Annotated in this window: 37 protein-coding genes and 1 pseudogene; 1 reads left to right on the forward strand and 37 read right to left on the reverse strand. The window is 69.6% G+C overall.

Going from position 1 to position 24,493, the window contains the following annotated elements:
* Positions 1 to 3 precede the first annotated feature (3 nt).
* Positions 4 to 1,359: a phosphoglucosamine mutase gene (gene glmM, locus AC0VX2_RS08625; protein ID WP_029248315.1), complete on the reverse strand. Its 1,356-nt coding sequence runs from the start codon at positions 1,357 to 1,359 to the stop codon at positions 4 to 6.
* 162 nt (positions 1,360 to 1,521) lie between these two features.
* Here glmM and AC0VX2_RS08630 point away from each other — a divergent pair, with 162 nt between their 5' ends.
* Positions 1,522 to 2,322 (forward strand): peptidoglycan recognition protein family protein, encoded by an 801-nt coding sequence (locus tag AC0VX2_RS08630; RefSeq protein WP_041103278.1) that lies wholly within the window; start codon positions 1,522 to 1,524, stop codon positions 2,320 to 2,322.
* A gap of 65 nt (positions 2,323 to 2,387) precedes the next feature.
* Here the strand turns inward: AC0VX2_RS08630 and AC0VX2_RS08635 are convergent.
* The 36 genes and pseudogenes from AC0VX2_RS08635 to tuf all read right to left on the reverse strand — a co-directional run bounded on the left by AC0VX2_RS08635 (position 2,388) and on the right by tuf (position 24,383).
* Positions 2,388 to 3,282 (reverse strand): annotated as a pseudogene (locus AC0VX2_RS08635) (polyphosphate kinase 2 family protein).
* Positions 3,283 to 3,482: 200 nt separating this feature from the next.
* Positions 3,483 to 3,971: a 30S ribosomal protein S9 gene (gene rpsI / locus AC0VX2_RS08640; protein WP_036317791.1), complete on the reverse strand. Its 489-nt coding sequence runs from the start codon at positions 3,969 to 3,971 to the stop codon at positions 3,483 to 3,485.
* A 41-nt stretch (positions 3,972 to 4,012) separates the two neighbouring features.
* Positions 4,013 to 4,456: a 50S ribosomal protein L13 gene (gene rplM, locus AC0VX2_RS08645; RefSeq protein WP_002857519.1), complete on the reverse strand. Its 444-nt coding sequence runs from the start codon at positions 4,454 to 4,456 to the stop codon at positions 4,013 to 4,015.
* A gap of 277 nt (positions 4,457 to 4,733) precedes the next feature.
* On the reverse strand, positions 4,734 to 5,627 hold the full coding sequence (gene truA / locus AC0VX2_RS08650; protein WP_144820102.1) for a tRNA pseudouridine(38-40) synthase TruA: 894 nt from the start codon (positions 5,625 to 5,627) through the stop codon (positions 4,734 to 4,736).
* 114 nt (positions 5,628 to 5,741) lie between these two features.
* Entirely contained in the window at positions 5,742 to 6,470 is a 729-nt protein-coding gene (rplQ, locus tag AC0VX2_RS08655) for a 50S ribosomal protein L17, sunset domain variant (protein WP_078025925.1), read from the reverse strand.
* Positions 6,471 to 6,545: 75 nt separating this feature from the next.
* On the reverse strand, positions 6,546 to 7,544 hold the full coding sequence (locus AC0VX2_RS08660; protein ID WP_044659560.1) for a DNA-directed RNA polymerase subunit alpha: 999 nt from the start codon (positions 7,542 to 7,544) through the stop codon (positions 6,546 to 6,548).
* Positions 7,545 to 7,676: 132 nt separating this feature from the next.
* Complete coding sequence (gene rpsK / locus AC0VX2_RS08665) at positions 7,677 to 8,081, reverse strand: 30S ribosomal protein S11 (protein WP_002857513.1); 405 nt, start codon at positions 8,079 to 8,081, stop codon at positions 7,677 to 7,679.
* An 83-nt stretch (positions 8,082 to 8,164) separates the two neighbouring features.
* Positions 8,165 to 8,533 (reverse strand): 30S ribosomal protein S13, encoded by a 369-nt coding sequence (gene rpsM / locus AC0VX2_RS08670; protein WP_017487821.1) that lies wholly within the window; start codon positions 8,531 to 8,533, stop codon positions 8,165 to 8,167.
* Positions 8,534 to 8,807: 274 nt separating this feature from the next.
* On the reverse strand, positions 8,808 to 8,921 hold the full coding sequence (gene rpmJ, locus AC0VX2_RS08675) for a 50S ribosomal protein L36 (RefSeq protein ID WP_002857509.1): 114 nt from the start codon (positions 8,919 to 8,921) through the stop codon (positions 8,808 to 8,810).
* A 35-nt stretch (positions 8,922 to 8,956) separates the two neighbouring features.
* Complete coding sequence (infA, locus tag AC0VX2_RS08680) at positions 8,957 to 9,178, reverse strand: translation initiation factor IF-1 (protein ID WP_010080397.1); 222 nt, start codon at positions 9,176 to 9,178, stop codon at positions 8,957 to 8,959.
* A gap of 204 nt (positions 9,179 to 9,382) precedes the next feature.
* Positions 9,383 to 10,225, reverse strand: coding sequence for a type I methionyl aminopeptidase (gene map, locus AC0VX2_RS08685; RefSeq protein ID WP_144820103.1), 843 nt, complete (start codon positions 10,223 to 10,225; stop codon positions 9,383 to 9,385).
* 4 nt (positions 10,226 to 10,229) lie between these two features.
* Positions 10,230 to 10,847, reverse strand: coding sequence for an adenylate kinase (locus AC0VX2_RS08690; protein ID WP_063188717.1), 618 nt, complete (start codon positions 10,845 to 10,847; stop codon positions 10,230 to 10,232).
* Between the two features lie 51 nt (positions 10,848 to 10,898).
* Positions 10,899 to 12,206 carry a preprotein translocase subunit SecY gene (gene secY / locus AC0VX2_RS08695; protein ID WP_036317778.1) on the reverse strand — a complete coding sequence of 436 codons (1,308 nt, stop codon included), beginning with the start codon at positions 12,204 to 12,206 and terminating at the stop codon, positions 10,899 to 10,901.
* Positions 12,207 to 12,371: 165 nt separating this feature from the next.
* The gene (rplO, locus tag AC0VX2_RS08700) at positions 12,372 to 12,824 is read right to left on the reverse strand and encodes a 50S ribosomal protein L15 (RefSeq protein ID WP_036317776.1); all 453 of its coding nucleotides are present in this window, start codon (positions 12,822 to 12,824) and stop codon (positions 12,372 to 12,374) included.
* Complete coding sequence (gene rpmD, locus AC0VX2_RS08705) at positions 12,817 to 13,041, reverse strand: 50S ribosomal protein L30 (protein WP_002857502.1); 225 nt, start codon at positions 13,039 to 13,041, stop codon at positions 12,817 to 12,819. Before rpmD ends, rplO begins: the two co-directional genes overlap by 8 nt.
* 3 nt (positions 13,042 to 13,044) lie before the next feature.
* Positions 13,045 to 13,794, reverse strand: a complete 750-nt coding sequence (gene rpsE, locus AC0VX2_RS08710) for a 30S ribosomal protein S5 (protein WP_002857500.1) — start codon at positions 13,792 to 13,794, stop codon at positions 13,045 to 13,047.
* Positions 13,791 to 14,165 (reverse strand): 50S ribosomal protein L18, encoded by a 375-nt coding sequence (gene rplR / locus AC0VX2_RS08715; RefSeq protein WP_002857498.1) that lies wholly within the window; start codon positions 14,163 to 14,165, stop codon positions 13,791 to 13,793. The genes rpsE and rplR overlap by 4 nt, the downstream gene beginning before the upstream one ends.
* Positions 14,165 to 14,698 carry a 50S ribosomal protein L6 gene (gene rplF, locus AC0VX2_RS08720; protein ID WP_036381545.1) on the reverse strand — a complete coding sequence of 178 codons (534 nt, stop codon included), beginning with the start codon at positions 14,696 to 14,698 and terminating at the stop codon, positions 14,165 to 14,167. The genes rplR and rplF overlap by 1 nt, the downstream gene beginning before the upstream one ends.
* Positions 14,699 to 14,728: 30 nt before the next feature.
* Positions 14,729 to 15,127 carry a 30S ribosomal protein S8 gene (gene rpsH, locus AC0VX2_RS08725; RefSeq protein ID WP_002857494.1) on the reverse strand — a complete coding sequence of 133 codons (399 nt, stop codon included), beginning with the start codon at positions 15,125 to 15,127 and terminating at the stop codon, positions 14,729 to 14,731.
* A 73-nt stretch (positions 15,128 to 15,200) separates the two neighbouring features.
* Complete coding sequence (gene rplE / locus AC0VX2_RS08730) at positions 15,201 to 15,776, reverse strand: 50S ribosomal protein L5 (protein ID WP_036317773.1); 576 nt, start codon at positions 15,774 to 15,776, stop codon at positions 15,201 to 15,203.
* Complete coding sequence (gene rplX / locus AC0VX2_RS08735) at positions 15,776 to 16,117, reverse strand: 50S ribosomal protein L24 (protein WP_036317770.1); 342 nt, start codon at positions 16,115 to 16,117, stop codon at positions 15,776 to 15,778. Before rplX ends, rplE begins: the two co-directional genes overlap by 1 nt.
* Positions 16,118 to 16,121: 4 nt before the next feature.
* Positions 16,122 to 16,490 carry a 50S ribosomal protein L14 gene (gene rplN / locus AC0VX2_RS08740; protein ID WP_002857487.1) on the reverse strand — a complete coding sequence of 123 codons (369 nt, stop codon included), beginning with the start codon at positions 16,488 to 16,490 and terminating at the stop codon, positions 16,122 to 16,124.
* 342 nt (positions 16,491 to 16,832) lie between these two features.
* Complete coding sequence (gene rpsQ, locus AC0VX2_RS08745; RefSeq protein ID WP_036317768.1) at positions 16,833 to 17,114, reverse strand: 30S ribosomal protein S17; 282 nt, start codon at positions 17,112 to 17,114, stop codon at positions 16,833 to 16,835.
* Complete coding sequence (gene rpmC, locus AC0VX2_RS08750) at positions 17,111 to 17,380, reverse strand: 50S ribosomal protein L29 (RefSeq protein ID WP_036317766.1); 270 nt, start codon at positions 17,378 to 17,380, stop codon at positions 17,111 to 17,113. The genes rpsQ and rpmC overlap by 4 nt, the downstream gene beginning before the upstream one ends.
* 4 nt (positions 17,381 to 17,384) lie before the next feature.
* Positions 17,385 to 17,801, reverse strand: a complete 417-nt coding sequence (gene rplP, locus AC0VX2_RS08755; protein WP_036317764.1) for a 50S ribosomal protein L16 — start codon at positions 17,799 to 17,801, stop codon at positions 17,385 to 17,387.
* Positions 17,801 to 18,619, reverse strand: coding sequence for a 30S ribosomal protein S3 (gene rpsC / locus AC0VX2_RS08760; RefSeq protein WP_002857479.1), 819 nt, complete (start codon positions 18,617 to 18,619; stop codon positions 17,801 to 17,803). The genes rplP and rpsC overlap by 1 nt, the downstream gene beginning before the upstream one ends.
* Positions 18,620 to 18,621: 2 nt before the next feature.
* Positions 18,622 to 18,987: a 50S ribosomal protein L22 gene (rplV, locus tag AC0VX2_RS08765; protein ID WP_017487837.1), complete on the reverse strand. Its 366-nt coding sequence runs from the start codon at positions 18,985 to 18,987 to the stop codon at positions 18,622 to 18,624.
* A gap of 51 nt (positions 18,988 to 19,038) precedes the next feature.
* The gene (gene rpsS / locus AC0VX2_RS08770) at positions 19,039 to 19,320 is read right to left on the reverse strand and encodes a 30S ribosomal protein S19 (protein WP_002857475.1); all 282 of its coding nucleotides are present in this window, start codon (positions 19,318 to 19,320) and stop codon (positions 19,039 to 19,041) included.
* 15 nt (positions 19,321 to 19,335) lie between these two features.
* Positions 19,336 to 20,175, reverse strand: a complete 840-nt coding sequence (rplB, locus tag AC0VX2_RS08775; protein WP_010080386.1) for a 50S ribosomal protein L2 — start codon at positions 20,173 to 20,175, stop codon at positions 19,336 to 19,338.
* Positions 20,176 to 20,212: 37 nt separating this feature from the next.
* Complete coding sequence (gene rplW / locus AC0VX2_RS08780) at positions 20,213 to 20,518, reverse strand: 50S ribosomal protein L23 (protein ID WP_002857471.1); 306 nt, start codon at positions 20,516 to 20,518, stop codon at positions 20,213 to 20,215.
* Positions 20,515 to 21,150 (reverse strand): 50S ribosomal protein L4, encoded by a 636-nt coding sequence (gene rplD / locus AC0VX2_RS08785; protein WP_041103272.1) that lies wholly within the window; start codon positions 21,148 to 21,150, stop codon positions 20,515 to 20,517. The genes rplW and rplD overlap by 4 nt, the downstream gene beginning before the upstream one ends.
* A gap of 4 nt (positions 21,151 to 21,154) precedes the next feature.
* Entirely contained in the window at positions 21,155 to 21,805 is a 651-nt protein-coding gene (gene rplC / locus AC0VX2_RS08790) for a 50S ribosomal protein L3 (protein WP_036317759.1), read from the reverse strand.
* A 20-nt stretch (positions 21,806 to 21,825) separates the two neighbouring features.
* Positions 21,826 to 22,134 carry a 30S ribosomal protein S10 gene (gene rpsJ / locus AC0VX2_RS08795; protein WP_002857463.1) on the reverse strand — a complete coding sequence of 103 codons (309 nt, stop codon included), beginning with the start codon at positions 22,132 to 22,134 and terminating at the stop codon, positions 21,826 to 21,828.
* 325 nt (positions 22,135 to 22,459) lie between these two features.
* Entirely contained in the window at positions 22,460 to 22,927 is a 468-nt protein-coding gene (locus AC0VX2_RS08800) for a DUF3817 domain-containing protein (RefSeq protein WP_036317755.1), read from the reverse strand.
* Positions 22,924 to 23,064, reverse strand: a complete 141-nt coding sequence (locus AC0VX2_RS08805) for a hypothetical protein (protein WP_162833779.1) — start codon at positions 23,062 to 23,064, stop codon at positions 22,924 to 22,926. The genes AC0VX2_RS08800 and AC0VX2_RS08805 overlap by 4 nt, the downstream gene beginning before the upstream one ends.
* A gap of 128 nt (positions 23,065 to 23,192) precedes the next feature.
* On the reverse strand, positions 23,193 to 24,383 hold the full coding sequence (gene tuf, locus AC0VX2_RS08810) for an elongation factor Tu (protein ID WP_036317754.1): 1,191 nt from the start codon (positions 24,381 to 24,383) through the stop codon (positions 23,193 to 23,195).
* Between the last annotated feature and the right edge of the window lie 110 nt (positions 24,384 to 24,493).

The raw sequence follows: 24,493 nt of genomic DNA on the forward strand, positions 1-24,493 counted from the left end.
CGGTCAGTCGTGCAGGCGCAGCTCGCGCTGCACGACGTCGGCCAGCACCTGGGCCTCCCGGCCGGCGGTCTCCTCGTCCGGGGCCTCGACCATGACGCGCACGACCGGCTCCGTGCCCGACGGGCGCAGCAGCACGCGGCCGGTCTCGCCGAGGCGGGCCTCCGCCTCGGCCACCGCCGCCTGGACGGCCTCGTCCTCGGCGGCGCGGGACTTGTCCACGCCGCGCACGTTCACGAGGACCTGGGGCAGCCGGTCCATCACCGCGGCCAGCTCGGAGAGCGGGGTGCCGGTCTCGGCGACGCGCGAGGCGAGCTGCAGGCCGGTGAGGACCCCGTCGCCGGTGGTGGCGTGGTCCGAGAAGATCACGTGGCCGGACTGCTCGCCGCCGAGCGAGTAGTCGCCGAGCTTCATGCCGGCCAGGACGTAGCGGTCGCCCACCTGGGTCTCGACGAGCTGGACGCCCTCCCGGCCCATGGCCAGCTTCAGGCCCAGGTTGGACATGACGGTCACGACCAGGGTGTCGTCGCGCAGGACGCCGCGGTCCTTGAGTGCCACGGCCATGACGCCCATGATCTGGTCGCCGTCGACGACCTCGCCGCGCTCGTCCACGGCGAGGCACCGGTCGGCGTCGCCGTCGTGCGCGATGCCGAGGTCCGCGCCGTGCTCGCGCACGGCCGCCTGGAGCTTCTCGAGGTGGGTGGAGCCGTAGCCGTCGTTGATGTTGAGTCCGTCCGGGGACGCGCCGATCACCACGACCTCCGCGCCGGCGGCGCGGAACGCCTCGGGCGAGCAGCCGGCGGCCGCGCCGTGTGCGCAGTCCAGGACGACCTTGAGCCCGTCCAGCCGGTGCGGGAGGGTCTGCAGGAGGTGGAGGACGTAGCGGTCCTCGGCGTCCGCGAAGACGCGCACGCGGCCCACGTCCGCGCCCTGGGGCCGCCGCGGCGTCACGCCCTCGAGGTGACGGATGATCTCGTCCTCCTGCGCGTCGGTCAGCTTCTCGCCGCCGCGCGCGAGGAACTTGATGCCGTTGTCCGGGGCCGGGTTGTGGGAGGCGGAGATCATCACGCCGAAGTCGGCGTCCAGGTCCCCCACGAGATAGGCGGCGGCGGGAGTCGGCAGCACGCCGGCGTCCCACACGTCCACGCCCGAGGACGCCAGACCCGCCTGCACGGCGGCCGCGATGAACTCGCCGCTGATGCGCGGGTCCCGGGCCACGACGGCGACCGGGCGTCGGCCGGCGTCGAAGGCCTCCGCGCCGAGGACGGGCGAGGCGGCCTGGGCCAGCTGGACGGACAACTCCACGGTGAGGGTCTCGTTGGCCAGGCCACGGACGCCATCGGTTCCGAACAATCTCGACATGATCAGTCAGTGTAGGGGCCGCCCCTGCGGCCTGCATCACGGGAGGGTCACGAAACGGGCCCGGGGGCGGTAGCATCGGACCGGTCGAGCCCCCGCGGCCGCGCGCCCGTCCGCTCACATCCGCCCGGGAGGCCCCGCCCCGAACCCGAAGGACCTCGATCCATGCCCGACGTGACCCCGCCCCCGCCCTCCCGTTCCTGGACGCGCCGCAGCGTGCTGGGCGGCACGGGCCTGGCGATCGCCGCCGGCGTGGCCGGCTGCGGGCGTGATGAGCAGGCCGAGCAGAGCTCGGAGGGCGACGAGCAGGCCACCCGTCTGCCCGCCCCGGACATCATCACCACCGCGCAGTGGGGCGCCATGCAGCCCAACTACTACCTGCAGACCCTGAACGAGCGCCCCTCCTACCTGGTGATCCACCACACCACCACGCCGAACGTCACGGACGGCTCCCGGGAGGCGGCGGAAAGCATCGCACAGGTGGTCCAGAACGCGCACATGAGCCCCGCGAACGACTGGGGCGACACCGGGCAGCACTTCACCGTCTCCCGCGGCGGCTTCGCGATGGAGGGCCGCCACGGCTCCCGGCACGCGCTCGAGGGCGGACAGACGTTCATGCTCGGCGTCCACGCGCTCGGGTTCAACGCGTACGCGCTCGGCATCGAGTGCGAGGGGCTGTACATGCTGAACCCGCCGCCGCAGAGCCTCTACGCCGGCCTGGTGCCGCTCGTCGCCTACATCTGCCAGCAGTACGAGCTGCCGCCGTCCCGCATCATCGGCCACCGCGACGTCACCGCCACCAGCTGCTGCGGCGACGCGTTCTACGCCAAGCTGCCGATCCTGCGCGAGGACGTCCGCCTCTCCCTGGCCTCGGGCGAGTACCACGTCTCGGAGGGCTTCGGGGCGGACAACCTCTTCGACGACGCACACGTCACCCCGGAGTACGTGGAGGAGGAGCGCGGCTGAATCCGCCCCCGCACACGACGGCGCCCCACACCGGACGGTGAGGGGCGCCGTCGTGCGCGGCCCGGTCAGCGCACGCGCGGGAACGATCCGCCGGAGACCTCGCCGTACTCGGCCAGCTCGTTGGCCGGGCCGCAGATCTGCGGGTCGGGGCGGTGGACGATGCGCTCGTCCTTGTCCGGGTAGGGCAGCGTGTGCAGCACATGGCGGATGGCCTCGAGGCGGGCGCGCTTCTTGTCGTTCGACTTCACGACGGTCCACGGGGCGTCGGCCGTGTGCGTGTAGAAGAACATGGCCTCCTTCGCGTTCGTGTAGTCGTCCCACTTGTCCAGGGAGGCCAGGTCGGTGGGCGAGAGCTTCCAGCGACGCACGGGGTCGGTCTCCCGCGCGGCGAAGCGATTGAGCTGCTCACGCTGGGACACGGAGAACCAGAACTTGATGATGTGCACGCCGGAGTTGACGAGCATGCGCTCCAGCTCAGGGGTCTCGCGCATGAACTCGAGGTGCTGGATGTAGCACTGGAAGTACCACTGCGAGGCCTCCTCCTCCGTGGGCTTCTCCAGGGCCACGGTCCGGGCGCCGCGGGGGTTGAGGTGCTCGTTGAAGCGCTTGATGGCGCCGCCCTTGTCGGCGGCGTCGCGGCCCTCGAAGATGATCAGGACCTTCTGGCCGGTCTCCTTGACCCAGAGCTGCATCTTCAGCAGCTCGATCTGCAGCTCGCGCTTGCGTCGTTCGTAGCTCTTGCGGCTGAGCTTGGTCTTGTACGGGTAGCCCTCACGCCAGGCCTGCGGGTCCGGGGTGGGGGGTCTTCTTCTCCCCGCCGAGCTTGCGGCCCAGCTCCCGGATCTCGTCCACCTCGGCGGCGTAGTCACGGGTCACGGCGAAGGGGGCCTGCGCGGCGTGCTCCGTGCCGTGCTCGCCACGGGTGCGGGGGTCGGGCGTGGGACTCGTGTTCTCGGCCACGGCGGCTCCCGAGGGTGTCTCCGATCGGACCGCGCACCGGACGGGCGAGCGGCCCGTCATGGCGTCGTCGCCATGCGCCTTCATATTACCCCTGGGTCAGGTGCCGCCGGCCCACGGAGACGGCGGACGCCCCGCCCCGCTCGTGAGGAGCGGGACGGGGCGTCGGCGGGGGCACGGTGGGGACACCGTGCGGCGCAGGATCAGCGCTTCGAGAACTGCGAGGCCTTGCGGGCCTTCTTGAGGCCGGCCTTCTTGCGCTCGATGACGCGGGCGTCGCGGGTCAGGAAGCCGGCCTTCTTGAGCGCCGGGCGGTTGTGCTCGCGGTCGATCTCGTTGAGGGCGCGGGAGATGCCCAGGCGCAGCGCACCGGCCTGGCCGGAGGGGCCGCCGCCGTGGATGCGGGCGATCACGTCGTAGGCGCCGGTCAGCTCCAGCAGCGTGAAGGGGTCGGAGACCTCCTGCTGGTGCAGCTTGTTCGGAAAGTAGTTCTCCAGGGCGCGGCCGTTGATGGTCCACTGGCCGGAGCCGGGGACGAGGCGCACGCGGGCCACGGCCTCCTTGCGGCGGCCGACGGCGGAGCCGGGCACGGTCAGGGCCGGGCGCTCGGAGGCGACGGGGGCCTCGGCGGCGGCGGTGGACTCAGAGGTGTAGCTCGTCAGCTCCACGTCGTCGTTCTCGTTGATGCTCATGGTTCTCCTCAGGGAAGGTCTGCGTCAGTGGCCCGCCGGGGTCACTGGGCGACCTGGCCGATCTCGAAGGTCTGGGGCTGCTGGGCGGTGTGCGGGTGCTCGGCGCCCTTGTACACCTTCAGCTTGGAGAGCTGCTGGGCGGCCAGCGAGTTCTTCGGGAGCATGCCCTTGACGGCCTTCTCCACGGCGCGGACCGGGTTGGTCTCGAGCAGCTCGGCGTAGGACTGCGACTTCAGGCCGCCCGGGTAGCCCGAGTGGCGGTAGGCGCGCTTCTTCTCGAGCTTGGCGCCGGTGAGGGCGACCTTCTCGGCGTTCACGATGATGACGTAGTCGCCCATGTCCATGTGGGGGGCGAACGTCGGCTTGTGCTTGCCGCGCAGGAGGGTGGCGGTGTGGGAGGCCAGGCGGCCGAGGACGACGTCGGTGGCATCGATGATGTGCCACTGACGGTCGGCGTCGCCAGGCTTGGGAGAGTACGTACGCACGTTGTCTGCCTTCAGGGTCGGTGGTGGTCCACAGCACCTGCCCGCCGGGTCGTGATTCCGGCGCGCTCGCGCTGTCAGTTCTCCGTGCGCGCCGGTCCCCCAGGTGAGGGCTGGAAGGCGTCCGGGCCCGATGCCCCGGGGGTGCGGCGCGAGCTGAAGGCCATGCAACTGAGCCACTCGCGGCACGACGCATCCGGGTGCGGGCATGCGCAACGTCCACCCATCCTACCGAACGCGGGCCCCGGAGCCAAAAGCCGCCACCGCGGGCCACCCCGGCTCACAGGGTCCGCTTCGCCCGGGTGCCCTCGGCGCGCCGGTGCAGCTCCTCCGCCTCGTCGGGATAGCCGACGGCGAGCAGCGTCAGCCCCCCGGGCGGGGCGAGGCGCACCTCGGAGTCGCGGGCAGGCCTCGCCACCCGGTGAGCGAGCCAGCCGGGCTCGCGTGCCCGCTCCCCCACCTGGAGCAGCGCCCCGACGATCGCCCGGACCATGTTGTGGCAGAACGCGTCGGCCCGGATCCGGACGCGCACGACGCCGTCCTCATCGCGTCGCACCTCCAGGTGCTGGACCTCGCGGATGGTCGTGGCGCCCGCGCGGGGCCGGCAGAAGGACAGGAAGTCGTGCAGTCCGAGGACGGCGTCGGCCTCCAGCGCCATGAGGCGATCGTCCAGGGCGGCGCCGTGCCAGTGGGTGAAGCCCCGCGTGCGCGGATCACGCGCGGCGGGTGCGTCGTCGATCCGGTACTCGTACTCGCGCCACAGCGCGCTGAACCGCGCGTCGAAGCCCGCGGGGGCCCGCCGCGCCCCGTGCACGACGACGGCCCCGCCCCACCCGGAGAGCGCCCCGCCGAGGCGTCGGGTGAGGGAGGTGGCCGGCTCCAGGCCGGGCCGGCCGCGGGTCAGGCCCGCCCACTCCGTCTCGGTCAGGTCGAGGTGGACGACCTGGCCGCGCGCGTGCACCCCCGCGTCGGTGCGGCCGGCGACCACCGTGCGCACGGGCCGGCGCAGGATCCGCTCGAGCCCGTCCTCCAGCGCACCCTGGACCGAGTCGAGACCGGGCTGGCGGGCCCAGCCGTGGAAGGTGCCGCCGTCGTAGGCCAGGTCCAGGCGGACTCGCACGGACGCGGGTTCCCCGGGCGCCGACGGGGCGTCCGGGCGGTGCTGCTCGCTCATGCTGCTCCTCTCAGCGGGGCGGGGCCGGGGACGGCGAAGGGCCGCCCACCGAGTGGTGGACGGCCCTTCGCCGATGGGTCGTCACGGGGACGGACGCGGACTCCCGCGATGGCGTCAGGCCATCTTCTGGGCGGCCTCGCCACCGGCGGGCTCGAAGCCCGCGGCCTTGGCCTCCTCGACGGTGGAGAACCAGACCTCGGCGGTGGTCTGGTCATACCAGCGCGAGCCGGGGACGTGGTACTTCTTCGAGCTGGCGTTGCCCTTGATGGTGGCCTCGGCCGGAGCCGAGCCGTCCTCGGTGGTGGGCACGGCGCCGTCGATCTCGGCGGCGGTCTCCTGCGACTCGGCCACGGTGACCTCCTCGGTGGCGGCCGGGTCGACGGCCTCCACCGGGGTGGACTCGGCCGGGGCGGCCGGCGCGGACGCGGCGGCCTGCTCGGCCTCACGCACCACGGCCTGCTTGCCGGAGATCGGGTCCATGATCAGCTCGATCACGGCCATGGGCGCGTTGTCGCCATGGCGGTTGCCGATCTTGGTGATGCGGGTGTAGCCGCCGTTGCGCTCGGCCATCGCGGGGCCGATCACGGTGAACAGCTCGTGCACGACCGCCTTGTTGGTGCGGTTCTTGGCGGCGATGAGACCCTGCACCTTGCGGCGGGCCGGCAGATCGCCCTTCTTGGCGAAGGTGATCAGGCGCTCGGCGTACGGGCGCAGGCGCTTGGCGCGGGTGAGCGTCGTGGTGATCGACTTGTGCTCGAACAGCTGGGCGGACATGTTCGCCAGCATGATGCGCTCGTGGGCCGGGCTGCCGCCCAGACGCGGACCCTTGGTGGGGGTAGGCATGGTGTTTCTCCTCGGGTGGGACCCTTCAGCCGGCTGCGGCGTCGGGTCGAAGATGTCAGGTGGTGCGGAATCGGCTCAGTAGTCCGAGAACGGGTCGTCGTCCATCTGGCGCGCGTGCGCCTGCGGGTCGTAGCCGGCCGGCGAGTCCTTGAGGGACAGGCCCAGCTCCTGGAGCTTCTCCTTGACCTCGTCGATGGACTTCGCGCCGAAGTTGCGGATGTCCATCAGGTCGGCCTCGGAACGGCCCACGAGCTCGCCCACGGTGTGGATGCCCTCGCGCTTGAGGCAGTTGTACGAGCGCACGGTGAGCTCGAGCTCCTCGATCGGCTGGGCCAGGTCGGCGGAGCCCTCGACGACCTCGGGCTCGTCACCCAGGTCGATGCCCTCGGCCTCGACGTTGAGCGAGCGGGCCAGGCCGAACAGCTCGACCAGGGTGGAGCCGGCAGAGGCCACCGCGTCACGCGGCAGCATGTTCTCCTTGGTCTCCACGTCCAGGATCAGACGGTCGAAGTCGGTGCGCTGCTCCACACGGGTGGCCTCGACCTTGAAGGTCACCTTGAGGACCGGGGAGTAGATGGAGTCGACCGGGATACGGCCGATCTCCGCGTCCGCGGACTTGTTCTGGGCGGCGGTCACGTAGCCGCGACCGCGCTCGATGGTCAGCTCCATGTCGAACTTGCCCTTCGCGTTCAGGGTCGCGATGTGCAGGTCCGGGTTGTGGATCTCGACGCCGGCCGGCGCGGTGATGTCCGCGGCGGTGACGACGCCGGCCCCCTGCTTGCGCAGGTAGGCCACCACGGGCTCGTCGTTCTCCGAGGAGACGGAGAGCTTCTTGATGTTGAGGATGATCTCGGTGACATCCTCCTTGACTCCGTTGACGGTGCTGAACTCGTGCAGCACGCCGTCCACGCGGATGCTGGTCACGGCAGCACCGGGGATCGACGAGAGCAGAGTGCGGCGCAGGGAGTTGCCGAGGGTGTAGCCGAAGCCGGGCTCCAGGGGCTCGATGACGAACCGGGAACGACGGTCGGAGACGACCTCTTCGGTCAGCGTGGGGCGCTGTGCAATGAGCACGGACATTTCCTTTCGGCGAGCGTCCGCCATATGACGCACGCGGTGGGTGGAAACGAGGACGGGGTGGGGGCAGGTCCGCAGACCTGTCCGCGTCCGCCCCGGGCGGGGGCGGACGCGGACACAGCGCTCAGGTCAGACGCGGCGGCGCTTCGCCGGGCGAGCGCCGTTGTGGGCCATGGGGGTGACGTCCTGGATGGACCCCACCTCGAGGCCGGCGGCCTGCAGGGAGCGGATGGCGGTCTCGCGGCCCGAGCCCGGACCCTTCACGAAGACGTCCACCTTCTTCATGCCGTGCTCCTGCGCACGCTTGGCGGCCTGCTCGGCGGCCATCTGCGCGGCGTACGGGGTCGACTTGCGCGACCCCTTGAAGCCGACCTCGCCGGACGAGGCCCAGGAGATGACGGCACCCGTGGTGTCCGTGATGGACACGATGGTGTTGTTGAACGTGCTCTTGATGTGGGCCTGGCCCACGGTGATGTTCTTGTTGGCCTTGCGACGCGGCTTGCGGGCAGCCGATGCGCGAGTCTTGGGGGGCATGTGATTCTCCTCCGGGAAAGCTGCTGGTGCTGATGCTGCGGGCGGGGCGTCCGGACGTGGACGCGGTCACCGCCGGTGCAGGATCACTTCTTCTTGCCGGCGACCGTCTTCTTGGGGCCCTTGCGGGTACGGGCGTTGGTCTTCGTGCGCTGGCCGCGCACCGGCAGGCCGCGGCGGTGGCGCAGGCCCTCGTAGGAGCCGATCTCCACCTTGCGACGGATGTCGGCGGCCACCTCGCGGCGGAGGTCGCCCTCCACCTTGTAGCTGCCCTCGATGTGGTCGCGCAGCTGCACCAGCTGCTCGTCGGAGAGGTCCTTCACGCGGATGTTCGGGTCGATGCCCGTGGCGGCGAGGGTCTCCTCAGCGCGGGTCTTGCCCACACCGTAGATGTACGTGAGTGCGATGATCACGCGCTTCTCGCGCGGAATGTCAACGCCTGCAAGACGAGCCATGTGGCCGTCCTCCTGTTCTTCTGCAGCAGGGGTCTGCACCAGGGACGTCCCGCACGACGCGGCACTGGGCCTCGCGGACCCGTCGTCGCGGCGCCGGGGAAGATCCGGCGTGCTCCGCGGCGGGCGTCCGCCGTCGTCGGTCTCCGGCCCCTGCGGCCGGAGGTGGGGGCCCTCCCCTCACGGGGTGGACCGCTGTCCCTGCTGTTCGGCCCGATGGCCGGTGGGTGGTGTGGTCAACGCGACGGCGTCGCTCCCCGGGCTCCCGGGGAGGCGATCAGCCCTGGCGCTGCTTGTGGCGCGGGTTCGAGCAGATCACCAGCACGCGGCCCTTACGGCGCACGACCTGGCACTTGTCACAAATCCGCTTCACGCTCGGCTGAACCTTCACGGCTCTTCCTCCTGCGCTCGCTTGGACGGGGGTTCTTACTTGTATCGGTACACGATCCGACCCCGGTTGAGGTCGTACGGGCTAAGCTCCACCACGACGCGATCCTCGGGGAGGATGCGGATGTAGTGCTGACGCATCTTTCCGGAGATCGTGGCGAGCACGACGTGCTCGTTCTGCAGACGGACCCGGAACATCGCGTTCGGCAATGCCTCCGACACCGTGCCCTCGACCTCGATGACACCTTCCTTCTTAGCCATGTCCTCCACAATCGTCATGCCCCGGGCACGGCCGCGGAGGGCCGGGTGACGGGGCGGGAACGGGTCTGCTCGCCGGCGCACACGAGTGCGCGCACACGAACAACGTTCGATGATACCGCATTCTCGGTCTGAGAACCAGCACAGACGACGACGGCCGCCCGGTCCGCCGGACGGGCGGGACGGACGGCCGACAGCTCGGGCCGCTCACTCCCCCGGCGGGACCGGGACCACGCCGAACCGGGCGAGCTCGGAGGCGCCGCCGTCGGGCGCGGTGAGCACCCACACACCGCCGTCGTGCCGGCAGACCGAGTGCTCCCACTGGCTGGCGCGGGCGCCGTCGAGGGTCACCACGGTCCAGTCGTCCGCGAGCACCTTCGTGTCGATGGAGCCACGCACCAGCATCGGCTCGATGGCGAGTGCCAGACCGGGGCGGATCTTGGGCCCCCGGTGGCCGGTGCGGTAGTTGAACACGTCCGGCGGCAGGTGCATGGCCGAGCCGATGCCGTGCCCCACGTACTCCTCGAGGATGCCGAGCTCCTCGCCCGGCTGCGCGGAGACGACGTCGTCGATGGCGTCCCCGATGTCCCCGACGTGGGTGGCGGAGGCGAAGGCCGCGATGCCGACCCAGAGTGCCTCCCGCGTGATCGCCGAGAGGCGCTCGTCGGCCGGGTCCGCGGTGCCGGCCGCGGAGGAGCCCAGGATCACCGTGCGGGCCGAGTCGGCGTGCCAGCCGTCCACGATCGCGCCCCCGTCGACCTTCAGCACGTCGCCGGTCTGCAGGACCCGGTCCCCGGGGATGCCGTGCACGACCTCGTCGTTGACCGAGGTGCAGATCGAGGCCGGGAAGTCGTAGTAGCCCAGGAAGTTGGACGTGGCACCGCGCTCGGCCAGCACGCCCGCGAACACGGCGTCCAGCTCCGCGGTGGTGACGCCCGGCGCGGCCGCGGCCAGCGTGGCGTCCAACGCCTCGGACAGGACCACCCCCGCGCGCTGCATGGCCTGCAGCTGGGGGGCGGTCTTGAGCTCGAGCGAGCGGCGGCCGATCACGGGGTCAGGACTCCGCGCCCGGCTGGATCACGGGCAGGGAGCCCGTGGCGGCACGCACGGAGTACACGGCCTGCAGCAGGCGCTCGGTGACGTCGTCGATCTGCCCGGTGCCGTCCACGCGGGCGACGATGCCGCGCTCCACGTACTCCTGGATGACGGACTCGGTCTCGCGGTGGTACAGGTCCAGGCGGTGCTCGATGACCTCCTGGGTGTCGTCCGCGCGGCCCTCGATCTCGGCACGCTTGAGCAGACGCTCCACGAGCTCCTCGTCGGGCACCTCCAGCTCGACGACGGCGGACAGCGACTGGCCGGACTCGGCGAGCATGGCGTCCAGCGCCTCGACCTGGCCCTTCGTGCGCGGGTAGCCGTCCAGCAGGAAGCCGTGCTCCGCGTCGGCCTGGGCGATGCGGTCCGCGACCATGCGGTTCGTGACCTCATCGGGGACGAAGTCGCCGTTGTCGATGTACTTCTTGGCCTCGACGCCGAGCGGCGTCATCGACTTCACGTTGTGGCGGAAGATGTCACCGGTGGAGATCGGGACGATCCCCAGCTTGTCGGCGATCCGGGTGGCCTGGGTGCCCTTGCCGGAACCGGGAGGGCCCATGAGCAGCATGCGGGTCATCGTGTGTTCCTCACTGTCGATACGGACGGCGTTGCGGGATCGGGTCGGGGCTCAGCGCAGCAGGCCCTCGTAGTGGCGCTGCTCCATCTGTGCGCTGACCTGCTTCACGGTCTGGAGGCCGACGCCCACCATGATGAGGATGGACGTGCCGCCGAGCGGGAAGTTCTGGCTGGTGCCGATCACCGCGAAGGCGATCAGCGGGATCATGGCCACGATACCGAGGTAGAGGGCGCCCACGAGCGTGATGCGGCTGATGACGTACTGCAGGTAACGCTCGGTGGGCCGGCCGGCGCGGACGCCGGGGATGAAGCCGCCGTAGCGCTTCATGTTGTCCGAGATCTCCACCGGGTTGAACGTGATGGACACGTAGAAGTACGTGAAGCCGATGATGAGCAGGAAGTACAGGGCCATGTACACCGGGTGGTCGCCGGGGCCGAAGTACCGGCTCAGCCACGTGATCCACGGGGCCGGCGCACTGCCGTCCTGCGGCGTGTTGAACTGGATGAGGATGCTCGGGAGCATCAGCACGGAGGAGGCGAAGATGACCGGGATGACGTTGGCCATGTTCACCTTGACCGGGATGTAGGTGCTCGACCCGCCCACGGTCCGCGAGCCGATCTGCCGCTTGGCGTACTGGACCGGGATCCGGCGCTGCGACTCCTCCACGAAGACGATGGCCAGCATGGTGAGCAGGCCGATCCCCATGACGATCGCGAACACGCGCCAGCCCTGCGTCTGGACCACCTGGCCGAGGCCGGCCGGGAAGCCCGCCGCGATGGAGGTGAAGATGAGCAGGGACATGCCGTTGCCCACGCCGTTCTCGGTGATCCGCTCGCCGAACCACATGACGATGAGACAGCCGGTGGTCAGGGCGATGACCACGAGCAGCACCGTGAGGATGGAGCCGTCGCGCAGCAGCGGCAGGCTGCATCCGAGCAGGGCCCCGGTGCGGGCCAGCGAGGCCATCGTGGTCGCCTGCAGCAGGGCGAGGGCGAGGGTCAGGTAGCGGGTGTACTGCGTCAGCGTCGCCTGGCCCTGCGGGCCCTCCTGGTGGAGCTGCTCGAAGCGCGGGATCACCACGCGCAGCAGCTGCACGATGATCGACGCCGTGATGTAGGGCATGATGCCGAGCGCGAAGACGGACACCTGCAGGAGCGCCCCGCCCGAGAACATGTTCACGAAGGAGTACAGGCCGCCCTGGGCGTTGCCCGCCGCGAGACACTGCTGCACCGCCGGGTAGTCCACCCCGGGGGCCGGTACGAAGGCGCCCATCCGGTAGACGGCGATGAGCGCGAGCGTGAAGGCGATCTTCCGCAACAGGTCAGGCGTCCGGACGATCCGGGCGATGGCCTTGAGCACGAGTCCTCCTGCGGTGGTCCTGTGGGGCGCGCGCCGGCCGCGGGGCGGGGCACGAGACGGCGGCCACACCGGGGCGGCCGCTGTGCGAGTCTACACGGACGGACCGAGGGCCCTGGTCCGGAGCGGCTGCTCCGGGCCAGGGCCCTCGGTGGATGGGTCGGCGTGTCAGAGGGTCTCGGTGGACCCGCCGGCGGCCTGGATCTTCTCCACGGCGGACGAGGAGAAGGCGTTCGCCTTCACCTGCACGGCCGAGGTGATCTCCCCCGTGCCCAGCACCTTCACGGGCTGACCGCGACGGACGAGGCCCTTGGACACGAGCGCGTCCACGGTGACCTCACCGCCCTCGGGGAAGTGCGCGGAGAGCTTGTCCAGGTTCACGACCTGGTACTCCGTGCGGAACGGGTTCTTGAAGCCGCGGAGCTTCGGCAGACGCATCTGCAGGGGCAGCTGGCCGCCCTCGAAGCCCGCACGGACCTGGTAACGGGCCTTGGTGCCCTTGGTGCCGCGACCGGCGGTCTTGCCCTTCGACGCCTCACCGCGACCCACACGGGTCTTGGCGGTCTTGGCACCGGGGGCCGGACGCAGGTCGTGGACCTTGATGGCGTCGTTGTCAGCCATTGTTGACCTCCTCCACGGACACCAGGTGCGGCACGGTGTTGACCATGCCGACCGTCACCGCGTCGGCCTTGCGGGTGACCTGGTGGCCGATCCGCTTCAGGCCCAGCGAGCGCAGGGTGTCCCGATGGTTCTGCTTGGAGCCCGTGACGCCGCGGGTCTGGGTGATGACCAGGGTGGCGTCCGAGGGCTGGATGTTCTTGCGAGTGGGCTCAAACACGGCTCACGCACCTGCCTTCGCGCTCTTCTGGGCGCGATCGTTCTCCATGGTGCGCAGCATCGCATGGGGGGCGATCTCGTCCAGGGCCTTGCCGCGGCGGGCGGCGACGGCCTGGGGCTCTTCCAGCTTCTTGAGTGCGTCCACGGTGCCGCGCACGATGTTGATCGCGTTCACGGAGCCCATGGACTTGGACAGCACGTCGTGGATGCCGGCGCACTCGAGCACGGCGCGCACCGGACCGCCGGCGATCACGCCGGTACCCGGGGAGGCCGGGCGGAGCAGCACGACGCCGGCGGCGTCCTCACCCTGCACCAGGTGCGGGATGGTGGAGCCGACGCGGGGGACGCGGAAGAAGGACTTCTTGGCCTCCTCCACGGCCTTCTGGATCGCGGCGGGGACCTCCTTCGCCTTGCCGTAGCCGACGCCGACGGTGCCGTCGCCGTCACCCACCACCACGAGGGCGGTGAAGGAGAAGCGGCGGCCGCCCTTGACGACCTTGGAGACGCGGTTGATGCCCACGACGCGCTCGAGGAACTGGTCCTTCTCGTCGTCCTGGGCGCCACGACGGTTGCGGTCGTCGCGACGGCCGCCACGACGATCGCCGTCACGGCCACCGCGGCCGCCGTCGCGACCGCCGCGGCCACCGGTGGCGCGCTCGGTGGTCTGGCTCGCCGAGCCCGACCCGGTCTCGGAGACGGTGGTCTCGGTGCTCTCGGTCACCTGAGTGTCCTTCTGGTTGATGTTCTCGGTCACAGCTGCAGCCCACCCTCTCGCGCACCGTCGGCCACGGCCGCGACGCGCCCGTGGTACTTGTTGCCGCCGCGGTCGAAGACCACGGCCTCGATGCCGGCCGCCTTGGCACGCTCGGCGACGAGCTCGCCCACGCGCTTGGCCTTGGCCGTCTTGTCGCCCTCGAGCGCACGCACGTCGGCCTCCATGGTGGAGGCGTACGCGAGCGTGCGGCTCTGCGTGTCGTCCACGACCTGCACAAACATGTGCCGTGCAGAGCGGTTGACGACGAGGCGGGGACGGACGGTGGTGCCGGAGATCCGCTTGCGCACCCGGAGGTGGCGGCGGGTGCGGGCGTTGAACTTGCCCTTGCCCTTCACCTTCAGAGTAGACATCACTTACCTGCCTTTCCGGCCTTGCGGCGGATCTGCTCGCCCGCGTAGCGCACGCCCTTGCCCTTGTACGGGTCGGGGCGGCGCAGCTTGCGGATGTTGGCGGCGGTCTCGCCGACCTGCTGCTTGTCGATACCGGCGACGGTGACCTTGTTGCCCTCCACCGTGAAGGTGATGCCCTGGGGCGCCTTCACCGGGACGGGGTGGGAGTAGCCCAGGGCGAACTCGAGGTCCTGGCCCTTGGCCTGCACGCGGTAGCCGGTGCCGACGACCTCGAGCTGCTTGGAGAAGCCGTTGGTCACGCCCTCGACCATGTTGCTGATGAGGGTGCGGGTCAGACCGTGCAGGGAGCGGGACTCACGCTCGTCGTCGGGGCGGGCCACGGTGACCTGCCCCTCCTCGAGGGTGGCCGTGATGGGCGTGGGCAGCGAGTGCTCGAGCTGGCCCTTGGGGCCCTTCACGGAGACGCGGTCGCCGTCGATGGTCACATCGACGCCGGCGGGGATGGTGATCGGGAGACGTCCGATTCGAGACATGTCAGTTCAGCCTTTCTTCCGTCTTGCCCGTCACCAGACGTAGGCGAGGACTTCTCCGCCCACGCCCTTCTTGGCGGCCTGCTGGTTCGTGAGGAGACCAGAGGAGGTGGACAGGATGGCGATGCCGAGGCCGCCCAGCACGTGGGGCAGGTTCGTGGACTTCGCGTACACGCGCAGGCCCGGCTTGGAGATGCGGCGCAGGCCGGCGATCGCACGCTCACGCTGCGGGCCGAACTTCAGGTCGATGGTCAGCTTCTTGCCGACCTCGGCCTCCTCCTCGCGCCAGTCCTGGATGTAGCCCTCGGCCTTGAGGATCTCGGCGACGCGAGTCTTCAGCTTCGAGGACGGCATGGACACGGTGTCGTGGTAGGCCGAGTTTGCGTTGCGCAGACGGGTCAGCATGTCTGCGACGGGATCGGTCATGGTCATGTGGGCTTCACGCCCTTTCTCGCCGTGGTTTCCGCCACCGGTTCACCGGTGGAGGACCTGTGGCGTGGAGGTCTTACTGGTCGGTCTTGAACGGGAAGCCCAGCGCCTTGAGCAGCGCGCGGCCCTCGTCGTCGTTCTTGGCGGTCGTCACCACGGTGATGTCCATGCCGCGCACGCGGTCGATCTTGTCCTGATCGATTTCGTGGAACACGGTCTGCTCGGACAGGCCGAAGGTGTAGTTGCCGTTGCCGTCGAACTGGCGGTCGGACAGGCCGCGGAAGTCACGGATGCGCGGCAGCGCGAGCGTGACCAGGCGGTCCAGGAACTCCCACATGCGGTCGCCACGGAGCGTGGCGTGCGTGCCGATGGGCATGCCCTCACGCAGCTTGAACTGCGCGATGGACTTGCGGGCCTTGGTGATCATCGGCTTCTGGCCGGTGATGGCGGTGAGGTCGGCGACCGCGCCGTCGATGATCTTGGAGTCCTTGGCGGCCTCCCCGACGCCCATGTTGACGACGACCTTCACGAGACCCGGCACCTGCATGACGTTCCCGTACTGGAACTGCTCCTGCAGGGCGCCGCGGATCTCGTCGCGGTACTTGGTCTTCAGACGCGGGGTGACCTTCTCGGTCTGCTGCACCTCGGTCATCACAGCTCCTTCCCCGAGGCCTTGGCGAAGCGGACCTTCACGGTCTTGCTCACGCCGTCCTTCTCGACGGTCTCGAAGCGGTAGCCCACACGGGTCGGCTTCTTGGTCTCCGGGTCCACCACGGCCACGTTCGAGATGTGGATCGGGGCCTCGACGACCTGCAGGCCGCCCTCGGTGGAACCGTTGTTGTCCTGGCCGGCGCGCAGGTGCTTGGTCACGCGGTTCACGCCCTCGACGAGCACGCGCTCATCCGCCGGGAACACGCGCAGGACCTTGCCCTGCTTGCCCTTGTCCTTGCCACTGATGACCTGGACGAGGTCGTCCTTCTTGATCTTGGCCATGAGGTCAGATCACCTCCGGGGCGAGCGACACGATCTTCATGAACTTCTTGTCACGCAGCTCGCGACCCACGGGGCCGAAGATGCGCGTGCCACGGGGCTCGCCGTCGGTCTTCAGGATGACCGCCGCGTTCTCGTCGAACTTGATGTACGAGCCGTCGGGACGGCGGGACTGCTTGCGGGTGCGGACCACCACGGCCTTGACGACGTCGCCCTTCTTGACGTTGCCGCCGGGGATGGCGTCCTTCACGGTGGCGACGATGGTGTCGCCGATGCCTGCGTAGCGGCGTCCGGAACCGCCGAGAACACGGATGGTCAGGATTTCCTTCGCACCGGTGTTGTCGGCGACCTTGAGCCGCGACTCCTGCTGGATCACTTGTCTCTCCTAGCGTCGCGCCGGTTCTCCCCCACGATGGGCGAGCCTTGCGGAACGGTTGAACGGGCATCCCGGGACGCTTACCCCTCCCCCGAGGCGGGCCGCCCGCCGTCGTCCCCCGGCGACGCGTGTTCAGACAGCGTCGGGGAGGTCGAGAGCGGAGGGGCGCGCAGGGCAGGGCCGAGGCGGATCCGGGATCGGCGTGCGCGGCCCTCGGCACACAGGATGGATGGTCCTGCCAACGAGAGGGCGCACGAATATCAGAGTCTAACGCACAAGGCCGCCCCGTGCCAGTGCACGGGGCGGCCCTCTGCGTCGCCGGCCCTCAGGGGGCCGGGTCGATCACTTGGCGCGCTCGACGATCTCCACCAGACGCCACCGCTTGGAGGCGGACAGCGGGCGGGTCTCGGCGAGGCGGACGCGGTCGCCCACGCCGGCGGTGTTGTCCTCGTCGTGCGCCTTCACGCGCTTCGAGGTCTTCAGCACCTTGCCGTAGAGCGAGTGCTTCTTGCGGTCCTCGACCTCGACGACGATGGTCTTGTCCATCTTGTCGGAGACGACGATGCCACGGAGGGCCTTGCGGTAGCCGCGCTCCTCGGAGACGGCCGGGGTCTGCTCGGTCACTTGGCAGCCTCCTCGTTCTTCTCGGCCTGCGCCTCGGCGGCGACATCGCCGCGGATGCCCAGCTCGCGCTCGCGCAGGATCGTGTAGATGCGCGCGATGTCACGCTTGACGGCCTTCAGCCGGCTGGCGTTGTCCAGCTGACCGGTGGCGGCCTGGAAGCGCAGGTTGAACAGCTCCTCCTTGGAGGACTTCAGGGCCTCCAGCAGGCGGGCGTTGTCCATCCCGTCCAGGGACTCGACGTTCAGATCCTTGGTGCCGATCGCCATGGGATCACTCACCACCCTCTCGACGGATGATACGGGCCTTCAGCGGCAGCTTGTGGATGGCCAGGCGGAGCGCCTCGCGGGCGACGTCCTCCGTGACACCCGACAGCTCGAAGAGCACGCGTCCGGGCTTGACGTTGGCGACCCACCACTCCGGCGAGCCCTTGCCGGAGCCCATGCGGGTCTCGGCGGGCTTCTTGGTGAGCGGACGGTCCGGGTAGATGTTGATCCAGACCTTGCCGCCACGCTTGATGTAGCGGGTCATGGCGATACGGGCGGCCTCGATCTGACGGTTGGTCACATAGGCCGGCGTGAGCGCCTGGATGCCCCACTCGCCGAACGTCACGGTGGTGCCGCCCTTGGCGGCGCCGGAACGCTTGGGGTGGTGCTGCTTGCGGTGCTTGACGCGACGGGGGATCAGCATCAGGCGTTGCCTCCTTCAGCGGGAGCGGCGGCCGGGGTCTCGGCGCCGGCGCCGGCGTTCTCCTGGCGGGGAGCACGCTCGGCGCGATCGTTGCGACGACGACGCTCACCGCCGCCGCGGCGCTCGCCGCCACGGCCACGGCCGGAGGGCTGCGCGGCCTCCTTGGCCGCGAGCTCCTTGGCGGTCAGGTCGCCCTTGTAGATCCAGACCTTCACGCCGATGCGGCCGAAGGTGGTCTTGGCCTCGAACTTGCCGAAGTCGATGTTCGCGCGGAGGGTGTGCAGCGGCACGCGACCCTCGCGGTAGAACTCCGAGCGGCTCATCTCGGCGCCGCCGAGGCGGCCGGAGCACTGGATGCGGATGCCCTGCGCGCCGGCGCGCATGGCGGACTGGATCGCCTTCTTCATCGCGCGGCGGAACGCCACGCGCGAGGCGAGCTGCTCGGCCACACCCTGCGCCACCAGCTGGGCATCGGTCTCGGGGTTCTTGACCTCGAGGATGTTCAGCTGGATCTGCTTGCCGGTGAGCTTCTCGAGCTCACCGCGGATGCGGTCGGCCTCGGCGCCGCGGCGGCCGATCACGATGCCCGGACGCGCGGTGTGGATGTCCACGCGCACGCGGTCACGGGTGCGCTCGATCTCCACCTTGGAGATGCCGGCGCGCTCCATGCCGGTGGTCATCAGCTCGCGGATCTTGACGTCCTCCTTGAGGAAGTCAGCGTAGCGCTGGCCCTCCTTGTGGGAGTCCGCGAACCAGTGCGAGACGTGGTCGGTGGTGATGCCGAGGCGGAACCCGTTGGGGTTGATCTTCTGGCCCATTGTCAGTTCCCACCCTTCTCGTCCTTGGACGCGACGACCACGGTCACGTGGCTCGTGCGCTTGTTGATGCGGTACGCGCGGCCCTGAGCACGGGGCTGGAACCGCTTCATGGTCGGGCCCTCGTCCACGAAGGCCTCGGTGATGTAGAGGGCGTCCTCGTCGAAGGCCTGGCCCTCGCGGTCCGCCTTGACGCGGGCGTTCGCCACCGCGGAGGCCACCAGCTTGTACACCGGCTCCGAAGCGCCCTGCTGGGCGAACTTCAGGATGGCCAGTGCTTCGGTGGCCTGCTTGCCACGGACCAGGTCGACGACGCGCCGGGCCTTCATCGGCGTCACGCGCAGGTGGCGCGCAATTGCCTTGGCTTCCATTGCTTCTCTCTTTCGATTCTCGAGAAGGTCAAGCGTGCTGTGCCCTCAGGCTCAGCGGCGCTTGCCCTTCTTGTCGTCCTTCACGTGGCCGCGGTAGGTCCGGGTCGGGGCGAACTCGCCCAGCTTGTGACCCACCATGGACTCGGTGACGAACACCGGGACGTGCTTGCGTCCGTCGTGGACCGCGATGGTGTGACCCAGCATGTCCGGGATGATCATCGACCGGCGGGACCAGGTCTTGATGACGTTCTTGCTGCCCTTCTCGTTCTCGGCCAGAACCTTCAGGTAGAGGTGCTGATCGACGAAGGGGCCCTTCTTCAGGCTGCGAGGCATGTCTTCCCTGCTCCCTTATCGCTTGTTCTTGCCGGTACGACGGCGACGCACGATGAGCTTGTCGCTTTCCTTGTTCGGACGACGCGTGCGGCCCTCGGGCTTGCCGTTCCGGTTGACGGGGTGACGACCGCCGGAGGTCTTGCCCTCGCCACCGCCGTGCGGGTGGTCGACCGGGTTCATGACGACGCCGCGGACGGTCGGGCGGACGCCCTTCCAGCGCATGCGGCCGGCCTTGCCCCAGTTGATGTTCGACTGCTCGGCGTTGCCGACCTCGCCGATCGTGGCGCGGCAGCGCACGTCGACGTTGCGGATCTCACCGGAGGGCAGGCGCAGCTGGGCGTACTTGCCCTCGCGGGCGACCAGCTGCACGGACGCGCCGGCGGAGCGGGCCATCTTGGCGCCGCCGCCGGGGCGCAGCTCCACCGCGTGGATGGTGGTGCCCACGGGGATGTTGCGCATCGGCAGGTTGTTGCCGGGCTTGATGTCGGCGTTCGGGCCGGCCTCGACCACGTCGCCCTGCTTCAGCTTGGCCGGGGCCAGGATGTAGCGCTTGGCGCCGTCCGCGTAGTGCAGCAGCGCGATGCGGGCGGTGCGGTTCGGGTCGTACTCGATGTGCGCGACGGTGGCGGGCACGCCGTCCTTGTCGTGGCGACGGAAGTCGACCAGGCGGTACTGGCGCTTGTGGCCGCCGCCCTTGTGACGGGTGGTGATGCGACCGGTGTTGTTGCGGCCGCCGGTCTTGTGCAGCGGACGGAGAAGGGACTTCTCCGGCGTGGACCGGGTGATCTCTGCGAAGTCGGCCACGGACGAGCCACGCAGGCCCGGGGTGGTCGGCTTGTACTTACGGATAGCCATGTGTCAGTTCCTCGATTAAGTGGTCTCCGCACGCCGATCAGGCGAGCGGACCTCCGAAGATGTCGATGGTCCCGTCCTTGAGCGTGACGATGGCACGCTTGGTGGACTTGCGCTGGCCCCACCCGAAGCGGGTGCGACGGCGCTTGCCGGAACGGTTCAGGGTGTTGACCGAGGCCACGTCGACGTTGAAGATGCGCTCCACCGCCTGCTTGATCTCGGACTTGTTGGAGCGCGGGTCGACCAGGAAGGTGTACTTGCCCTCATCGATCAGACCGTAGCTCTTCTCCGACACGACGGGAGCGATGATCACGTCGCGGGGATCCTTGTTGATGGAGCCGCTCACTGGGCATCCTCCTTCTTGGCGCCGGAAGCCTGGGCCACGTACGCCTCGTAGGCCGCCTGGGTGAACACGACGTCGTCGGAGACGAGCACGTCGTAGGTGTTCAGCTGGTCGGCGTACAGGGTGTGGACCGCGGGCAGGTTGCGGGCGGACAGGGCGGCGACGTCGTCGGCCCGGTCGATCACCAGCAGCACGTTCTTGCGGCCGGTGTTCAGGGACGCGAGGCCCGCCTTGGCGGCCTTGGTGGACGGGGTGGTCCCGGACACGAGGGCCTCGATGACGTGGACGCGGCCGTTGCGGGCGCGGTCCGACAGGGCACCGCGCAGGGCGGCGGCCTTCATCTTCTTGGGGGTGCGCTGCGAGTAGTCACGCGGGGTCGGGCCGTGGACGACGCCACCACCGGTCATGTGCGGGGCGCGGATGGAGCCCTGACGGGCGCGGCCGGTGCCCTTCTGCTTGAACGGCTTGCGACCGGCACCGGACACCTCGCCGCGGCGCTTCGTCTTGTGCGTGCCCTGACGGGCGGCGGCGAGCTGGGCGACGACGACCTGGTGCATGAGCGGCACGTTGGACTGCACGTCGAAGAGCTCGGCGGGCAGATCGACCTGGACGGTCTTCACGGAGTTCTCAGCCATGGTCTCAGGCTCCCTTCACGGCGCTGCGGACGAGCACGACCTGGCCCTTGGAGCCGGGCACCGCGCCCTTGATCAGCAGGAGGTTGTTCTCCACGTCGATGCCGTGGAGGGTCAGGTTCATGGTGGTCTGGCGCACGGCGCCCATGCGACCGGGCATGCGCTGGCCCTTGAACACGCGGCCGGGGGTGGACGCGCCGCCCACGGAGCCGGGCTTGCGGTGGTTCTTGTGCTGGCCGTGCGAGGCGCCCACACCGGCGAAGCCGTGGCGCTTCATGGCGCCGGCGAAGCCCTTGCCCTTGGTGGTGCCCACGACGTCGACCTTCTGGCCGGCCTCGAAGACCTCCACGGTCACGTCCTGGCCGAGCGAGTACTCGGCGGCGTCGGCGGTGCGCAGCTCGACGAGGTGGCGACGCGGGGTCACGCCGGCCTTCTCGAAGTGACCGGCCAGGGGCTTGGTCACGCGGCGGGGATCGATCTGGCCGTAGGCGATCTGCACGGCGGTGTAGCCGTCGGTCTCCTCGGAGCGCAGTTGGGTGACGACGTTCGGGTCTGCCTTGACCACGGTCACAGGGATGAGCTTGTTGTCCTCATCCCAGACCTGGGTCATGCCGAGCTTCGTGCCCAGCAGGCCCTTGATGTTCTGGGTGTTGGTCATAGTCTCTCAGCACCTCCCTCTCAGAGCTTGATCTCGATGTTGACGTCCGCGGGCAGGTCCAGTCGCATGAGCGAGTCGACGGCCTTCGGGGTCGGGTCGATGATGTCGATGAGCCGCTTGTGGGTGCGCATCTCGAAATGCTCGCGGCTGTCCTTGTACTTGTGGGGAGAACGGATAACGCAGTACACGTTCTTCTCCGTCGGCAGCGGCACGGGGCCCACCACCGTCGCGCCTGCGCGCGTGACCGTGTCAACGATCTTGCGGGCCGAGACGTCGATGACCTCGTGGTCGTACGACTTCAGCCGGATGCGGATCTTCTGTCCCGCCATGGCGTCACGCCTCTCTCGTCGGGTGTGCTGTTCCTGTCCCTGTGCGGCGGATCATGCCCGCCTTCTTGTCCTCCACCCGCGCGGGGCGAATCCGGTCGGACCGGGTTCCTCGCCGCCGCCGGACTCCGGTCCACGCGGTCGGGCGTGTCGCATTCCTGGGAGGGCACACGCCTGCGGTGGGTCGGAGTGGTGACGTCACATCTGGGCCGAGCTGCCGCCGCGAGACACACGACGACAGCGCAATGGCGCTTGAGCAACCGAATCAGTATAGACAGAACCGGGCCCGGTCCGCCAATCGGCGGGCCGGGCCCGACGGCCCCAGGGCTCAGCGGCCCCACTCGGTGGGCGGGCCGGCGTTGAGCAGCAGGGTGAAGACGACGGCGACCACGGCGACCGCCAGGAGCGCGCTGACCACCGGATGGCGCAGCACCACGACGAGAAGCCGTTCGAGGGGCCCCCGCTCCCCCGGCGCGCGGTCCACGACCTGCCACCGCGACGCCGGCTCGCCGCGCCGCCGCTGGGCCCGCTCGAACGGGACCGTCATGAACGGGACGATCGTCGAACCGAGGCCGAGGAGTCCGCGGGCCACGGGCCACCGCCCGTCGATCCACACGGCGACCGTCACCACGAGGTAGCAGAGGAACACGAAGCCGTGGACGCCGCCGGCGATCGGCACCACCCGCTCCGTGACTCCGCCGTACTTGAGGCCCATGGCGATCAGCAGACCGGCCCAGGTGAACATCTCGGCCATCGCCGTGACGGCGAAGAGGCGGCGCGGGCCGGGCAGGCTCATCGCTCCAGCTCCCCGCCGCGGTTCGCGCGCCGGATGCGCCGGGCACGGTCGATCTCGGGACGGAAGGTCCGCAGCGCCCAGCGCACGGCCACGACGGCCACGGCGAGCACCACGATGAGGATGAGCAGTTCAGGCATGCTCCCCAGCCTAGCCGCCGCCGCCGCGCCGTCGTCGGACACGGCGACGCCCCCGCCTCCGGGGGACCCGGAGACGGGGGCGTCGCGCGTCAGCGGCTCAACGGAGCCACGAGACGGGATGCGTCAGATCACTTGGTGATCTTGGTGACGCGGCCGGAGCCCACGGTGCGGCCACCCTCGCGGATGGCAAAGCCGAGGCCCTCCTCCATGGCGATCGGCTGGATGAGCTCGACCGACATCTCGGTGGTGTCGCCGGGCATGACCATCTCGGTGCCCTCGGGCAGCGTGATGACGCCGGTGACGTCGGTGGTGCGGAAGTAGAACTGCGGGCGGTAGTTCGAGTAGAACGGGTTGTGACGGCCACCCTCGTCCTTGGACAGGATGTAGACGTTCGCCTCGAAGTTGGTGTGCGGGGTGATGGAGCCCGGCTCCACCACAACCTGGCCGCGCTCCACGTCGTCGCGCTTCAGGCCGCGCAGCAGCAGACCGCAGTTCTCGCCGGCCCAGGCCTCGTCGAGCTGCTTGTGGAACATCTCGATGCCGGTGACGGTGGTCTTCTGCACGTCGCGGATGCCGACGATCTCGACCTCGGAGTTGATCTTCAGGGTGCCGCGCTCGGCGCGACCGGTCACCACGGTGCCACGACCGGTGATGGTGAAGACGTCCTCGATCGGCATCAGGAACGGCTTGTCCTTGTCGCGGACCGGGTCCGGGATGAACTCGTCCACGGCCTCCATGAGGTCCTCGACGGACTTGACCCACTGGGGGTCGCCCTCGAGGGCCTTCAGACCGGAGGTGCGGATGACCGGGGCCTCGTCGCCGTCGAAGTCCTGGGAGGACAGCAGCTCGCGGACCTCCATCTCGACGAGCTCGAGGAGCTCCTCGTCCTCGACCATGTCCGACTTGTTCAGGGCCACGAGCAGGGCCGGCACGCCGACCTGGCGGGCCAGGAGCACGTGCTCACGGGTCTGGGCCATCGGGCCGTCGGTGGCGGCGACCACGAGGATCGCGCCGTCCATCTGAGCGGCGCCGGTGATCATGTTCTTGATGTAGTCGGCGTGACCGGGGGCGTCCACGTGGGCGTAGTGACGCTTCTCGGTCTGGTACTCCACGTGGGAGATGTTGATGGTGATGCCGCGCTGACGCTCCTCGGGGGCGGAGTCGATCGTCGCGAAGTCACGGGCCTCGTTCAGGTCCGGGTACTTGTCGTACAGGACCTTCGAGATGGCGGCGGTCAGCGTGGTCTTGCCGTGGTCAACGTGGCCGATGGTGCCGATGTTGACGTGCGGCTTCGTCCGCTCGAACTTTGCCTTTGCCACTAGTTCCTCCTAAGAACTGGTTCATCGTCAAGAAGACTGCTCAGCCGCCTGCGACGTGCTGACAACTTGACTGAGTCTACTCGGATGGTGCGGGGTTGGGGAAATCCCGG

It is taken from the genome of Micrococcus sp. iso_239 (assembly GCF_056173395.1).

Bases quoted from the DNA above. Each gene is read 5' to 3' on its own strand.
- AC0VX2_RS08690 (WP_063188717.1), bottom strand. From the start codon at position 10,847: ATGACCCGCATGCTGCTCATGGGCCCTCCCGGTTCCGGCAAGGGCACC.
- rplV (WP_017487837.1), bottom strand. From the start codon at position 18,987: ATGGAAGCCAAGGCAATTGCGCGCCACCTGCGCGTGACGCCGATGAAG.
- rpmC (WP_036317766.1), bottom strand. From the start codon at position 17,380: ATGGCGATCGGCACCAAGGATCTGAACGTCGAGTCCCTGGACGGGATG.
- rplC (WP_036317759.1), bottom strand. From the start codon at position 21,805: ATGACCAACACCCAGAACATCAAGGGCCTGCTGGGCACGAAGCTCGGC.
- rpsC (WP_002857479.1), bottom strand. From the start codon at position 18,619: ATGGGCCAGAAGATCAACCCCAACGGGTTCCGCCTCGGCATCACCACC.
- AC0VX2_RS08630 (WP_041103278.1), top strand. From the start codon at position 1,522: ATGCCCGACGTGACCCCGCCCCCGCCCTCCCGTTCCTGGACGCGCCGC.
- rplX (WP_036317770.1), bottom strand. From the start codon at position 16,117: ATGGCCAAGATCAAGAAGGACGACCTCGTCCAGGTCATCAGTGGCAAG.
- rplF (WP_036381545.1), bottom strand. From the start codon at position 14,698: ATGTCTCGAATCGGACGTCTCCCGATCACCATCCCCGCCGGCGTCGAT.
- truA (WP_144820102.1), bottom strand. From the start codon at position 5,627: ATGAGCGAGCAGCACCGCCCGGACGCCCCGTCGGCGCCCGGGGAACCC.
- rpsS (WP_002857475.1), bottom strand. From the start codon at position 19,320: ATGCCTCGCAGCCTGAAGAAGGGCCCCTTCGTCGATCAGCACCTCTAC.
- rplE (WP_036317773.1), bottom strand. From the start codon at position 15,776: ATGACCGAGGTGCAGCAGACCGAGAAGGTCACCCCGCGTCTGAAGACC.
- rpsM (WP_017487821.1), bottom strand. From the start codon at position 8,533: ATGGCTCGTCTTGCAGGCGTTGACATTCCGCGCGAGAAGCGCGTGATC.
- AC0VX2_RS08800 (WP_036317755.1), bottom strand. From the start codon at position 22,927: ATGAGCCTGCCCGGCCCGCGCCGCCTCTTCGCCGTCACGGCGATGGCC.
- rpsJ (WP_002857463.1), bottom strand. From the start codon at position 22,134: ATGGCGGGACAGAAGATCCGCATCCGGCTGAAGTCGTACGACCACGAG.
- rplO (WP_036317776.1), bottom strand. From the start codon at position 12,824: ATGGCTGACAACGACGCCATCAAGGTCCACGACCTGCGTCCGGCCCCC.
- infA (WP_010080397.1), bottom strand. From the start codon at position 9,178: ATGGCTAAGAAGGAAGGTGTCATCGAGGTCGAGGGCACGGTGTCGGAG.
- rplP (WP_036317764.1), bottom strand. From the start codon at position 17,801: ATGCTGATCCCCCGTCGCGTCAAGCACCGCAAGCAGCACCACCCCAAG.
- rpsK (WP_002857513.1), bottom strand. From the start codon at position 8,081: ATGCCCCCCAAGACTCGCGCATCGGCTGCCCGCAAGCCGCGTCGCAAG.
- glmM (WP_029248315.1), bottom strand. From the start codon at position 1,359: ATGTCGAGATTGTTCGGAACCGATGGCGTCCGTGGCCTGGCCAACGAG.
- rpsH (WP_002857494.1), bottom strand. From the start codon at position 15,127: ATGACCATGACCGATCCCGTCGCAGACATGCTGACCCGTCTGCGCAAC.
- rplQ (WP_078025925.1), bottom strand. From the start codon at position 6,470: ATGCCTACCCCCACCAAGGGTCCGCGTCTGGGCGGCAGCCCGGCCCAC.
- AC0VX2_RS08805 (WP_162833779.1), bottom strand. From the start codon at position 23,064: ATGCCTGAACTGCTCATCCTCATCGTGGTGCTCGCCGTGGCCGTCGTG.
- rplB (WP_010080386.1), bottom strand. From the start codon at position 20,175: ATGGCTATCCGTAAGTACAAGCCGACCACCCCGGGCCTGCGTGGCTCG.
- rplD (WP_041103272.1), bottom strand. From the start codon at position 21,150: ATGGCTGAGAACTCCGTGAAGACCGTCCAGGTCGATCTGCCCGCCGAG.
- rpsI (WP_036317791.1), bottom strand. From the start codon at position 3,971: ATGAGCATCAACGAGAACGACGACGTGGAGCTGACGAGCTACACCTCT.
- rplR (WP_002857498.1), bottom strand. From the start codon at position 14,165: ATGTCTACTCTGAAGGTGAAGGGCAAGGGCAAGTTCAACGCCCGCACC.